This window comes from Marinobacter shengliensis (assembly GCF_003007715.1).
GTDB classification, from domain to species: Bacteria; Pseudomonadota; Gammaproteobacteria; order Pseudomonadales; family Oleiphilaceae; genus Marinobacter; species Marinobacter shengliensis.
In genome coordinates this window covers 158076-171400 of record NZ_PXNO01000019.1, presented here as the reverse complement: position 1 = coordinate 171400, position 13325 = coordinate 158076, and the positions used below count along the sequence as shown (strand labels likewise).

General features: G+C 58.6%; 11 protein-coding genes. 3 read left to right on the top strand and 8 right to left on the bottom strand.

The window, feature by feature from the left end; genetic code table 11:
- Positions 1-275 precede the first annotated feature (275 nt).
- The 3 genes from C7H10_RS04540 to C7H10_RS04530 all read right to left on the bottom strand — a co-directional run bounded on the left by C7H10_RS04540 (position 276) and on the right by C7H10_RS04530 (position 3893).
- The gene (locus C7H10_RS04540) at positions 276-1100 is read right to left on the bottom strand and encodes an inositol monophosphatase family protein (protein WP_061330768.1); all 825 of its coding nucleotides are present in this window, start codon (positions 1098-1100) and stop codon (positions 276-278) included.
- Between the two features lie 50 nt (positions 1101-1150).
- Positions 1151-2446, bottom strand: coding sequence for a pyridoxal phosphate-dependent aminotransferase (locus C7H10_RS04535; RefSeq protein WP_106693923.1), 1296 nt, complete (start codon positions 2444-2446; stop codon positions 1151-1153).
- A 130-nt stretch (positions 2447-2576) separates the two neighbouring features.
- On the bottom strand, positions 2577-3893 hold the full coding sequence (locus C7H10_RS04530) for a substrate-binding domain-containing protein (RefSeq protein ID WP_244178179.1): 1317 nt from the start codon (positions 3891-3893) through the stop codon (positions 2577-2579).
- Between the two features lie 207 nt (positions 3894-4100).
- Between C7H10_RS04530 and C7H10_RS04525 the strand changes: the two genes are divergently transcribed.
- On the top strand, positions 4101-4763 hold the full coding sequence (locus C7H10_RS04525) for a response regulator transcription factor (protein WP_106693921.1): 663 nt from the start codon (positions 4101-4103) through the stop codon (positions 4761-4763).
- On the opposite strand, the gene C7H10_RS04520 is transcribed toward C7H10_RS04525, so the two are convergent.
- The 5 genes from C7H10_RS04520 to C7H10_RS04500 all read right to left on the bottom strand — a co-directional run bounded on the left by C7H10_RS04520 (position 4732) and on the right by C7H10_RS04500 (position 10317).
- Positions 4732-6087, bottom strand: a complete 1356-nt coding sequence (locus C7H10_RS04520; protein WP_106693920.1) for a sensor histidine kinase — start codon at positions 6085-6087, stop codon at positions 4732-4734. The two genes, C7H10_RS04525 and C7H10_RS04520, sit on opposite strands and share 32 nt — an antisense overlap.
- A 74-nt stretch (positions 6088-6161) precedes the next feature.
- Positions 6162-7256, bottom strand: a complete 1095-nt coding sequence (locus C7H10_RS04515; protein ID WP_106693919.1) for a lipase secretion chaperone — start codon at positions 7254-7256, stop codon at positions 6162-6164.
- 7 nt (positions 7257-7263) lie between these two features.
- Positions 7264-8190, bottom strand: coding sequence for an esterase/lipase family protein (locus C7H10_RS04510; protein ID WP_061330763.1), 927 nt, complete (start codon positions 8188-8190; stop codon positions 7264-7266).
- Between the two features lie 116 nt (positions 8191-8306).
- Positions 8307-8618 carry a DUF3301 domain-containing protein gene (locus C7H10_RS04505; protein ID WP_058091449.1) on the bottom strand — a complete coding sequence of 104 codons (312 nt, stop codon included), beginning with the start codon at positions 8616-8618 and terminating at the stop codon, positions 8307-8309.
- Between the two features lie 67 nt (positions 8619-8685).
- The gene (locus C7H10_RS04500; protein ID WP_106693918.1) at positions 8686-10317 is read right to left on the bottom strand and encodes a methyl-accepting chemotaxis protein; all 1632 of its coding nucleotides are present in this window, start codon (positions 10315-10317) and stop codon (positions 8686-8688) included.
- 230 nt (positions 10318-10547) lie between these two features.
- On the opposite strand from C7H10_RS04500, the gene C7H10_RS04495 reads away from it, so the two are divergent.
- Positions 10548-12206 carry a putative bifunctional diguanylate cyclase/phosphodiesterase gene (locus tag C7H10_RS04495; RefSeq protein WP_106694072.1) on the top strand — a complete coding sequence of 553 codons (1659 nt, stop codon included), beginning with the start codon at positions 10548-10550 and terminating at the stop codon, positions 12204-12206.
- A gap of 136 nt (positions 12207-12342) precedes the next feature.
- Positions 12343-13302, top strand: coding sequence for an AraC family transcriptional regulator (locus C7H10_RS04490; protein WP_106693917.1), 960 nt, complete (start codon positions 12343-12345; stop codon positions 13300-13302).
- Positions 13303-13325 lie beyond the last annotated feature (23 nt).

Here is a 13325-nt window from a genome sequence, read left to right as displayed (position 1 = left end):
GGTGATATACCCAATTCACTGAAACCGAACTGGATTTATCGCTGGTTTACAGAGAAAAGTGGCGCTGTTAATGCGATTCCCGTGAAGTTCGAAAGGCACTGGCTGGAGGCCCTTTCCCGAAATCTCGGAGGCCAGGGATGGCCGGAGCGAAGCGCACATGGATGTGCTCGTAGCGTTTTCGGGAAAGGGCCTCCAGCCAGTGCCTAACCGCGCAAAATCGCAGGCTAGGCAGATCTAAACTCCCAACCCAAACCGGCAGAAACAAAAAAACGGCCTCAGTCATAACCCGAAGCAGAACGGAGTATGGACCGCACGGGTTCCCATACCGCCGGGGCGGAGATGAGGATGTCGCGGCCCCAGAGATCGGCCGGATAGCCATCGGGCACGTCGCCGAAGTGGCCGACGGTGGCGCCGGCTTCCCAGGCAATTAGGCGGGCGGCGGCGAAGTCCCAGGGGCTGACGTTCTCGTAGTAGATATCCAGACGGCCACAGGCCACCCAGCAGATGTCCAGGGCCGCCGAGCCAATGCGGCGCAGGTCCCGGCATTGGTGAATCATCGCATCCAGTCGGCGCACCAGCGGTTCCAGATTGTCCTTGGTGTAGGGGAAGCCCGTGGCAAACAGGCTTTGCCGGGGTTCGGTTGCGCCGCTGTGGCGAATGGGCTGGCCGTTTAACGTAGCGCCTTCGCCCTTGGTGGCCCGAAAGGTTTCGCCCGGAAAAGGCGCGTGCACCACACCCACCTGAACCTGGCCGCGCTCCGCATAGGCAATGGACACCGCCACCTGCGGGTGACCGTAGGCGTAGTTTACCGTGCCGTCGATGGGGTCGATGATCCACAGCGGCGTGTCCAGCTCTTCTGCCTGGGACAGGTCCGGCATGGTTTCTTCAGACAGGATGCGGTGATTGGGAAAGCGTTCGCGGATGGCGCCGGTGATGAATTCGTCGGCCATCACATCGGCGTGGGTAACCAGTTCCGTTTGCTGCTTGTAGTCGGTGCGCAGGGTGTTTTCCTGGCGCTCGTGGCGGATCAGCTCGCCGGCCTCCCTGGCCAGGGCTTCGGCAAAATCGGTGATTTCGCGCAGAGAAACGGAATCAGACATGGCACCCCCAGTTGAACAACGTGAGGGTGCCAGTTTAGCACGGCGCGGCTTTACAGGCTGCTCAGCCACTTCTCCATCTTGTCCATGGCCAGCACAATGCGCGGGCAGGCTTGTTTGACGAAATCGTCACCCAGCGCCTGCTCGGCGTAGTCACCACCGGCCAGGCCCAGGGCCCGGGTGCCGTCGAAGTCGACGAACGCCAGGCGCGCGCCCAGGTGGTCCGGCACAAAGCCGAAGTCACTGGAGGGCAGGATGGCCACGCCGGTGTCTTCCAGCAGAGCGGTGCAGAACGCCTGGGCGGTCTTGATATCCCTCCTGGCCAGTCTGTCGCTGAAGCTGGAGAAATCCGGGAACAGGTAGAAGGCCCCCTCCGGCTTTTGCACCACGGCACCCATGGCGCTCAAACGGGTGTAAACGTATTCCCCCACCACTTTCAGCACCCGACGGGACTGTTTCAGGTACTCGTCGATGTCTTCGCCACCGTCAAAGGCGGTGATGGCGGCATGCTGGATGGGCGCTGCGGTGGAGGTGAAGGTCTCACTGGCAATGATGGCCATGGCATCCTGTAGCGGGCGCAGTTCCGGCGGGAAGATGAAGGCACCAAGGCGCCAGCCGCCGGCACCCAGCCACTTGCTCATGCCGGTGCTGATGATGGTGCCTTCCGGGTAATAACGGGCGATGGATTTATGCTTGCCCTCAAAGTGCACTTCACCGTAGATCTCATCCGATAACAGTATCAGGTTGTACTTGCGCGCCACGTTGGCGATGGCCAGCAACTGGTCGTCGGTGTAGGTGCAACCGGTAGGGTTGGACGGGTAATTCAGGATCAGGATACGCGGGCGCGACGGGTCGTCCCGGCAGATGATGTCCAGTTCTTCCGCCGTCAGCTGCCAGTTGTTTTCCGCGTGGGTGGGCAGCCAGTGTACCGAGCGGCCGATGATTCGCGCCTGAGGCGCATAGGATACCCAGCTCGGGCGCGGAATCAGCAGGTCACCGTAGTAGGCCAGCTGCAGAATAAACAGCAGCTCTTTCGAGCCCGGGCCGATCAGCACGTCTTCCCAGGTGCAACGCATGCGCTCGGCCCGGTTAATGTAACCGGCAATGGCCTCGCGCAGGCCCTTGAGGCCTTTCACCGGCAGGTAATCTTTCTCGTGGGCGTGCTCTTTCAGGGCATCAACCACGCGCTCGGGCACCGGGAATGGCGACTGGCCCAAGCCAAGTTTGATGATGTCCTTGCCCTCAGAACGTAGCTGGTTGCTCAGCTCGTTGATCCGCAGGGTGGAAGAGGGCTGAATGCCCCGAACGTTCAGGTTGATGGCGAAGCGGTGGTCTTTTTTGATGTCCATTGTCCCGGTCTGTTGGTTGGTGGTGACAACGGCAGTATAGGAAACCCAAACATATCTGTGATACCAGTGCGGATAGGGGATTGCCGAAGGCTTGGGCGAAACTTTCGTCGAACCCCCTGTCTATCCGGTGCTATCGGTCTTTGATCCAGACTTCCACTCGGCCGTTACGTTGATTGCCGGTGCCGCCCACCGGCATATAGTGTCCATAACCAGTGTAGGCGACCCGGGGCAGGCCTGTCTCGTTTAACGCCTTGCGTACAGAGAGCGCCCGCAGTTCGGAGATCATCTGGGCCCTCAGTTCATGGCTCTGGGTGTCGGCGAAGCCGATCAGCAACAGGTCTTCCGCTGAGCGTCCTTGCGCTTCGAGATAATGCTTCACTCGCATCAGGTCCCGTTGTGCCTTGTTGTCCAGTTTGGTGCGGCCCTCGGCAAACCGGAAGTTTACGGTCAGCCGTTGGTAGTTCTCGGTCAGGCGACGGAAGGTGAGCGGCACGGAGGCATCGAAGTCCGGCTTCACCGCAATCGGGTTCTGGGAAATAAACCCGGATTCGGCCACCAGGGCCTGGCCGTTGGTGCCCAGGGCAAACTCGATCAACTGGGCGGCCAATTCCGGCGTGCGATCACCCATGGTGTACATGAACAGCCGCCTGGACAACGGGTAGTCCTCACTGGCGACGGTCAGTTGGTTCGGTTTCAGGGCCGGTGCGTTGCCGTCGGAAACTGCCAACAGCTTGCTGTTGCGTACCGAGGCCAGGCCTGAGAAACCGATTCCACCCGGGTCTCGGGACACATCATCAGAGAGCTGATCATTGGATTCGTAACGCATTGCCGAAGGATCCAGCGGGTATTTCTTGCCCAGCACGAGGGATTTGAAGGTGTCCCAGGTGCCGGAGCGGTCGTCCCGCGCGTACAGGGTGATAGCCCGGTTACTGCCTCCGAGCTCTGACCAGTTGCGAATCTCACCGGCAAAGATCTGGCCAATGGTGTCGATGCTGAGTTGATTGATCGGATTGGATGGGTGCACCAGGATGGCGAGGCCATCAATGGCGATCACATGCTCGCTTTCCAGCGCGGTGAGATCGGCTTGCGCGCGCACTTGGTCGGCCTCGGATGGCTTCACCGGTCGGGACGATGCCCAGATGCCGGCCCGGCCGCTGGCGAGGGTTCGAAAGCCGGTGCTCGAGCCATGCGCCGCCACCAGAACACTGAGATTGCGGCCGCCGGCGTTGGCACTGAGGATCTGTTCATTTTCCTCACCCGTGGGCCGGCTGCTGGGGTTGTCGTCGCCCAGCTGCTGTAGATACCCGGAGACCAACATGGGGGCCAGTGTGGCGCCAACGGTGTTCGACCCGTGAATTTCAAGCTCATGGGCGGATGCCGGAGACAGCATGACCGCCGCGAGAACGAACAGGCAGAGAGTGAAAAACTTCCTTGGTGGTTTCGCCATTAGTTGAAAAACCTATTTATAACAGATGGTTGAATAAGGGGAAGCATGCTTCAGAATTATGACATTTGTGTTTCAGTCGGTTGCAGTGAGCGGATAAGAACAGGCACCTATGTAATAAAGTGTTAAGCAGGCCGCTGAGTGATTGGTCTGGCTGGCTTATAGTGGCGTATCCCCGGAAACAAAAATAAACAGTGCGGGAGACTGTGAATGATTGCGACAACGCTTGGTCGGGGTGCCGAATCCGCCCCGGCATCGGCAGTATCACTCTTCGGGAGGGTGCTGTTGGTGGACGACCATGCGCTGTTTGCTCAAGGACTGGCGGGTCTGATTCAGCAGGAGATGCTGGCAGCGCAGGTAAACATTGTCTCGTCGGTTGAACAAGCTGCCGATGCCCTCAGGCACGATGACAACATTGATCTGGTGCTGCTGGATGTCGCCCTCAACGGTGAGGTGGGGCTATCTCTGTTCGCCCGGCTGTCTGGTCAGAGTGCCAAACCGCCCATTGTCATCATTTCCAGCAGCGATGACGAAGGGACGGTGCGGGCCGCCAGGGCCGCCGGTGCCAAAGGTTTTCTTGCCAAATCCGCAAGCAGGGCATCACTGGTGCGAATGATGCGAGCAGTGGGACAGGGGCAGAGCTACTTCCCCGGTGGCCTGACGGCTTTCGCTACTGACGACCTTCCCCTGACGCCAAGGCAGCGGGAGGTATTGGCCCTGCTGGCTCAGGGTTTCCCCAACAAACGCATCTGCCAAAGCCTGGACCTGACGGAGCACACCGTGAAAACCCACCTGAAGGCGATCTTCACCCAGCTCGGTGTTCACAACCGGACAGAGTGCGTTAACAAGGCCCGGGCGCTTGGCTGGTTGTAGTGGCCGGTAGCTCAACCCAAAACACGCTACCCTGTTTAGACCGGGAGTTGACACCGCACCGGCCATTCATCAGGCCGGTGAATTCCCGGACGATGGTCAGCCCCAAACCAAGCCCCGGGCAGGGCGCCGGGCTGGTGCCACGAACGTAGGGCTGGAACAACTGCTCCCCCAGCTCCGGCGCCACCCCTTTGCCGTTGTCGGCTACCTGTAGCCTTACCCTGTGGTCCTGGCATTGGCTGCTGACGGTGATGGTATTGCCACCGCTATGGTCGGCCGCATTGATCACCAGATTCTGCAGTATACGCAGCAACAGGCCCGGGTCAGCCAGAACGGGATAACCGGCAGGCTGTGGTTCAATGGTCAGAGTGATATTGCGTTGGCCGAGCGTCTCGTTCATCAGGTCGTGTAGTTCCTGAACCATGGCTTCGAGGCTGACCGGCACTATTTCTGGTTGGATCATTCCTTCACTCAGGCGAGCGCTGTCGAGCACGGTTCCGAGCAGGCGGCGTAGCTGGGCCACCATATCTTTGACTTGAGCAATGACCGAGCTCTGATGGCCATCCTGTTCGCCTGGTTTCAGATTTTCCAGGGTGATGTAAATAGCATTCAATGGCTGGCGCAGATCGTGGCTGGCGGCGGTAATCAGTTCGGTCTTCCGCCGGCTTTCAGCTTCAGTAGCCTGGTGCATCAGGTCCAATAGCTGGCGGTCCAGAAAGTGCGCGCGATGCCGGTATTCACTGACCCAGGAGCCAATCATGCCGATGGCGTTTGCGGTCAACAGAAAGAAGCCATTGCTCAGGACGGCGGGGGTGGGCGTGCCGGCAAAGGCCTCTGTGCTCAGATAGGCGATGACCAGCAGGCTGGAGGCCACAGCGGCAGTTTTGAAAGGAAGGCCCATGGCGAAATAGCCAAACATGAGCATCAGGATCATGCCCTCATAGGGCAGCGGATAGTCCTGTTTTCGGGCCGCAAGGATGATGGCGATCACGCCGACACCACCAACAAGGTAGGCGGCGGTATACAGTTTCTCGAACGTCTGGTCTGAAGGCTTGTCCTGATAGGCGAGGATGAGCACCAGGATGATTATCGGACAGACCACGGCCAGGCGAACCCCGGCGGTTATACTGGCCAGCTCCGGAGGCAGGGTGAGAATGTCTACGATCGCATAGACCAGGTACAGGGCCAGGCCGGCAATTGACACCGGCCTTGCCCGTTGCCGAATCATGGCTGACCTGGATTCCCGGTAAACGGGCTCCAGCCTGGGGGTAAAGTTCAGAGACCTGAAGCCCAGCGCTTGCTGTTGTTGGATTTGTTCAGCGTTCATATCGGGTCCTACTGCGTCTTCGCCCGATTGTAATACGCGGCAGCGCCGAGTTCAGGCGCTTCCGCACATTATGATCAGCTTTGATCCAGCAGCTTCAGTCTTGCCCAGGTCTGTTCCTGTTCATCCTGGAAGTGTTGCTGTAACAATTGTTCCTGATGTTGCTGTTGTTCGGCGTCCACGAGACCGCCGGCAACGCTGCTTTGCAGGTCCTTCCGGAAGCTTTCGAACCGAGCCTGGAAGGCTTCCTGTTGCTGGAGGTAACTGACCACGCCGTCAACGCTCTGGCGATCAAGCCCCAGCTCGGTGAGTCGTTGTCCCGCCGCTTCCGGGGAGGTGGCCGACTCCACCGCGAGAACCCGTTCCTGGTGCTGTTGTGCGCTGGCTTCCAGCCGTTGTTCGGTGGATTTCAGGGTGTCTGGCAGCTGGTTGCGGTGCCATTCCACCAGGGCCTGTTTACCCTGATCGGTCAGGTCGGCCCGCTGCTGAATGGCAAGCGTGGCCAGGGTATATTCGCTGTAGGCTTCTTCCATGCCGAAGAAGGCTTGATGAGCGTCGGGTGCGAAGGTTTGTTGCCGCAGACCCTTCAGCTGAGCCAGGGCATTACCCAGCGCAGAAAGCTGATAGGCTGGTTCATGCTGGCGGGCCGGGTCCAGTTCGGTTTGCATGACTTCCAGCGAAGCCTGTTTGTAAGCCAGATATTGATCCAGCAGGGCCAGGGCTTGCTGTGCGGCGGGTTCTGGCAGGTGTTGGCGGGCCATTTGCTGAATCTGGCCGATGGCGGTTTCGGGTGATACCTCGCCGACGGTGCTCAGGAAATAATCGAAGAAATCCCTGACCTCCAGATTCACCACCAGCTGACCGTTGTCGTCGGCCTGTAGAACGCCATCTATATCAGTGCCCTGCAACGACGGCGCAAACGGGTTTGGTCCGAGCGACTCGGGAGTTCGGGTTCCAGTAACCGATGGGGTGGGGGCGTCAACGGGTGCCCCGTCATGGCTGGCTGAACCAGACGGCTGAGCGGTCTTTTCAGTTGCCTGCTGAGGTGTTGTGTTGGCGGTGACCATGTTTGCTTGCGGCGTCAGTGCCCACCAGAGGCCACTGCCGGCCACAACGGCCAGCAGCGCCCCGGGAAGCACCCATCGACGCAATGCGATGGGTTTGTTCGTCATACTGTTCTCACAATCCGCGGTTCTTCAAACGGTTGGCGTGGCTGCGGTACAGGCTGACCGGATTGGTCCAGAGTGAGCGTGCACCCAGCAGGTGGTTGATGGCATCGACATGGTTCATGTCGTAGTGGGTGCCGATCACATTGCCCATCATGGTGGAGCAAACGCCCACCAGGCCATCACTAGGCTCACTGCCGAAGGCGAGAGAGGTTACGCCCAGGAACGGATCGGTGATGTCGAACACGTTGGTCCAGATGCCGCGCCCGGTCCAGGAGAAGAACTTCACCCGGTTGCCGTTGATCCAGACGTCCTCATCGGTGCCAGCGCAGGCATTTCGGTTAACCCCTTTCCAGCCCAGGGCGTTGTTCAAGCTGGTGGTGCCCGGGGTGGTGAGGGTTTCCAGCGCGGCCACGCCATCCTGCGGGTTGTTGGAACCGGACAGAGCGTTGATCAGTCCGCCGAGAGCATTGGCGATGGCGTCCACCCCACCTTCCACGTAGCTGCCGGGAGGCAGTATGCCCCGGATGACATCGGCGACTTTCGACCCCTTGTTAACACCATTGATGGAGGTAACAGAGGCAATGCGGTGGGGAATCAGGGAGGCGGTTACCCGGGAGGTGGGCGCGCCCTGGCTGTGGGCCATCAGGTTGACCTTGGAGTGACCAAGACTGTTGACGTAGTTGGCCAGCTGTTGTCCGCGCTGTTCACTGCTATTCACAAACGAAACACTGGCGGTGTAGACCTTTGCGCCACTGCGCTCAAGGTTCCAGGGGATGGTATGGAAATAGTTGACCAGACCACCGATGGTGTTGAAACCGGTCACACCGTGAACCAGCACAATCGGGTGGCGGGTCTGGGTGTAACTGGCGTGGCTCACCATTGAGAATACCAGCATGAGGGCCGCGGCCATCAGCCGGAAAGGCATGGCAATTCGCATAAAAGACTCCTGTTGTTTTTGTTGGTTGTCGTAATGCAACGAGGAGTATTGCCCGGCGGTCGGGTCTGGCGTAATCGCCCATTTGGGTGAGGTGAAAGGGTGTACGTGTGCTGGGCTCAGAACCGGTGGGGTTCCAGTTCCATGTGCTCAATCTGTCGGCCGAGCATGATGATGCGACCGGTATAGCGCTCTTCGCCAGTGGTGGTGAAATCAAACAGGAAGCGGCGCCATACCCGGAGTTTTCCGTTGCGGTCGCGTTTGAACCAGAGCCCGCGCAGGTAAACGGCATCATCCAGTAACAGCACATCCATGGTCTTACAGTAACGGTGTGCGGCCTGTAGCACGAAGTCTTTGATGTCCTTGGCTTTCCACCAGTACCAGATGGCAAAACCGGCGACAAACAGCCAGAAAAGATTTCCGAGGGTCAAGGTGCTGGCGATCCTGAGCTTTTGTGGGTTGGGCTGGTTTCACCAGCCGACAGATCGCCAGACTACCCTATTGCGCCGCCTCGGGAAATTGCTGTTTGACCTGCCTGGTCTGAGCGGGCAGCAAGCGATCACAAAGCATCTTTAGAAAATGACTGGTCAGCAGCTGTGCCTGGTCCACGTTGTTGCCCAGTTGTTCCGATTCCTGGTGGGCGCTTTCGCTGCTTTTGACAGACTGATTGCCCAAATGCAGCAGGTTTTCAGCTTGCTGCTCTACCTGCAGTGCCAGGGCCGACTGCTGCTCGGAGGCTCCGGCCACTTCCCGGGCACAGTCATCGATAATGTCTATGTCTTTCAGGGTGGTGCCCAGTGCCTCGCTTGCCTCGCGGGCCATCGTGGCGGTTTGCTCACAAGCCTCGCCACCTTCCATGATTACCCCGACTACCGTCCGGGTTTCCGCCTGCAGGTTTTCTATCATGGTGTCGATACGGCGGGTGGATTCGTGGGTGCGTTGGGCCAGCCCGCGTATTTCATCGGCGACCACGGCAAAGCCTCGTCCGGATTCACCGGCTCGTGCTGCCTCGATAGCGGCATTCAGAGCCAGTAAGTTGGTTTGTTCCGCAATATCGGAGATCACTTCCAGTACCACACTGATGGTGTCGCTTTGCCCGGCCAATTTATCCATTTCCTGATTGGCGTCGGCCAGGCGGTTGCGAAGCCTGGATATCGACTCGTTCACGCCTTCCATGCGGCTCTGGCACTGGTGCGCTGATTTCCGGGCATCTGCGCTGGCTTGTTGAGTGCGGCAGGTCATTTCGTTAACCCGTTGAACGCTCTGGGCCAGCTCTTCGAAAGCTCGGGTAATGTTCTCGATATCCGTTTGCTGGCTGCGGATGCTGCTGACCGAGCTGGAAACCCACTCCATGGTGCGCTGCTTGCGCCCATGCAGCTTACCGATGTTGGCGTGCATTCGGGCAGAGACCGCCCGCAGGGTGCTATCCCGCTTTTGCCGGTCGAATTCTATCCAGGCGCCTTCATCCCGCCGGCCGGTATAGATCCAGGGCATAACCGGGTGAGCTTCGCAGCAGGTATCGCGGGCGGTTTGCATCATTGGAAGGGTCAGCCAGAACAGCACGCCGAAAACGCCCAACACTAATGCCTGCAGTGTCAGCATATGGGCAAGCGTCAGCTCGGCCAGCCCGAACAGCAAAAGGCCGCCAGCCAAAGAGCCATACAGGCAAGCGAGCTTGGACATCAGCGGAGGACTGACGGCCTGGAAACGGCGCGGTAATTTGCCTTCATGCCAGGCGGCATAGGCCTTCTCGGCGCGATGAATCTGGGCCCGGGTAGGCCGTGAGCGCACGGACTGGAACTCAACCAGTTCACCATTTTTCATGATCGGAGTGACGTAAGCATCTACCCAGTAGTGATCGCCGTTCTTGCAGCGGTTCTTGACGATTCCGCGCCAGGACTCACCACCGCGGATGGTGTGCCACAGGTTCGCAAAGGCTTCCGGGGGCATATCCGGGTGGCGAATCATGTTGTGGGGCTGGCCGATCAGTTCATCAACAGAGAACCCTGCTACTTCGGCAAATTCATCGTTGGCGGCAGTGATCTTGCCTTTAAGATCCGTGGTGGTGATCAAGTGGTATTGAGCGGGAAAGTCGCGCTCTTTGCCGGTGACCGGTTCATTCCTGCGCATGGATCGCTCCTGGGATCTTTTTATCGAACTCGCTGGAACACTATCGACCTGTCGCCGTGTGCGGGGTATCCCAATATTGCAAATCGCCAAATACGAGTCACATTTTTCTACTCCTTTGGTCAAAGGCTGGTTTCTTTTGCAGGATATGGATAGGTTTACGACAGTTTGTCCCTATGCTGGAAACAAACGTGTTTGGTTTCGGCGGGCCCGGTATGGATGGGGGACAGACAATGCAGGTGTTGAAAGAACAAGACTTCAAGGCCCTGGTGGACAACCACCCGAGGGCCATCATGCTGTCAACACCCGATGCCCGGATTGCCTACGTCAACCTTATGTTCCAGGCGGTGACCGGCTATCTGGCAGAAGAAGTCGTGGGGCAGAAGCCATCGGTGCTGAGCTCCGGGCTGCATTCGCACGAGTTCTATCAGACCATGTGGCGCAGCCTGAACCAGACCGGATGCTGGGAGGGACTGATCTGGAACCGGCGCAAAAATGGCGAGAACTATCCGCAGTGGCTCAATATCTACCCGGTAGACTACCAGGGACAGAGGCTGTTTGCCGGCGTTTTCATGGATGTTGGTGAGCTGACTGCCAGTAACGAGCGTCTGGCGTCTCTGGCTTACTATGATCCGCTCACCGAGCTGCCAAATCGCTCGCTGTTCCAGGAGTTTCTGAAAGCAAGGGTCGGACAACGCAAGGCAGGCAACGGCTGTTTCGCCGTAGTTTACATCGATCTGGATTTCTTCAAAGCAGTCAATGATCTGCATGGCCACGACTGTGGTGATCGAGTGCTTCAGCAGGCGGCGGCCTGCGTGAAGAGTGTGCTTCGAGATGGGGATGTAGTTGCCCGGCTATCCGGAGACGAGTTCGCAGCCATTGTTGAGCTGGAGGATGAGTCTGAGTTACCCGTGGTTTGCCAGCGCATGAGCGGGATATTCCAGGCGCCAATGCTGGTGGAGCACCGGGAGCATTTCCTGTCGGCCTCTGTGGGGGCTGCGGTGTTTCCAAAGCATGGGAAAACGGCTTCGGCTCTGCTGCAAAATGCTGATCGTGCAATGCACGCGGCCAAGCTCTCAGGCCGCGCCTGTTATCGAATCTACAGCGCCGTGGACGGTGAAGAGGGGCAGTTCCATCAGCGCTTGTCTGAAGCATTGATTGCTTCGCTCAAGGTCGCTCCGGAGGAGTTCTCCGTGGTGTACCAGCCCCAGTACGACCTGGCAAGCGGCTCCATGGTGGGGCTGGAGGCCCTGTTGCGCTGGCACCACCCTGAACTCGGCGCAGTATCGCCGGCGGATTTTGTCCCGGTGGCAGAGCAGCGTGGCCACATACATGAGCTTACGGAACAACTCGTACGGCACATCATAGAGGACCTTCAGCAATGTGAAGTCGGTTGGGGTAGTGGGCGTCGGCTAGCGATTAATATTTCCGCCCGGCAGATTTCGGACGGGCGGCTGGAGCCGATGCTGGAGCCGCTGTTCTCAAGCCTGGAGGCCCGGGGGTGGTGCCCGGAAATCGAGATTACCGAAACCAACCTGATGAATCTGTCGCGCCGCTGCCTCGCCAAGCTCCAGTCGTTTGTGGACCGGGGCATCATGGTCGCCATTGATGACTTTGGTACCGGCTACTCATCTCTGGCTTACTTGCATGCCTTGCCGGTCAATGTTCTGAAGATCGACCGTCAGTTTGTCCAGCGTCTCGGGCCGGATGGTCGCGACTCGCGCATCGTGTCAGCCATTCTAGCCATAGCCGAGGCGCTGGATCTGGAGGTCGTTGCCGAAGGTATTGAAACGGAAGAGCAGCGCCGCAGGCTGCGGGAACTGAACTGCCATCGTGGTCAAGGCTTTCTGTTGGCAAGGCCGACGCCACTGGCCGACCTGTCATTGGCCTGACTGCTTCTGCAGTTTTGACAACTATCAATAAAAACATAACTTTTGTTCAGCTTTTGCGCATTTTGCAAGATTTGGCTAGGGCTTTGTCCGCAGCTACTTTAAAACGGCAGGCTCATTAATTGCCTTTTTGAGCTATATGCGAACTCTGAATGCCAAACCGGAATTGGAAGCCTACCTGCGATTGAGCGGTGCAGGTTGTGGAGAGTGGCTGGCCGCCATGACAGAACTGCTCGGGTGCCGGGGAATAACCTGTGGCCTGACTCGTCCCCAGGGATTGGTGGGTTCGTTGTCAGCCCTTGATGTAGAGGCTGGTTTGGTCTGTGTACTTGATGTCGCTCAGGATATGCTGCTTGCCGACTGCTGTATGCCTCAGAGGCTTCTGGTAGCCACCATTCACGGGTCGGCGCAGATATCGTCGGAAGGTGGCCCTGGTGTATCCGCCTTTCCGGTGATCATGATTCCCGCTGGCCAAACATTTAGCTTGAGAATCAGTAAGAACAGTCGGCTGGTACTGGTGTATCCGGTGAGTGAGCTGGTTCCAGTATGGCCCCGGCCAGGCCTGGACGTGGCGTTGGCTGGTCATATCCATCGTTTTCTAATGAAGGCGGACTATTTTCAGGATCATCAGGATGCCAGCCGGGAGACACTCGCTCTGTTTGAACGCCTGGAACGGCAACTGGCAACGGGCAGGGTAGAACTGCCCGAAGAGCTGCCAGTACTGGACCGGAGGCTGGCGAGGGTGATTGAGAAAATTCGTAGCGAACGGGACTGGGATTTTGATCTGCAGGAGCTGGCCAACCATTCCGGGGCCAGCGAACGTAACCTGTATTACCTGATGAAGCGGGAAACCGGCATGACCCCTTATCGCTTCTATCAGCGCTGTCGTCTGATACGCGTGCGCAAACGCCTGGTGGATTGCCAGTGCGACGTGCCACACATCTCCTGGTATGCCGCTGACGAGGGCTTTACCCATCTGGGCCGCTTCGCCGCGCTGTATCGGGAACACTTCGGCGAGCTACCCAGTGAAACTGTGCAGTGGCGACGGCGGCTGCTGGTTGAGCCAGTGATGGAACCCGCCGACTTTGCCATGACCTGACGCCACATAGCCCGCAGCGGATG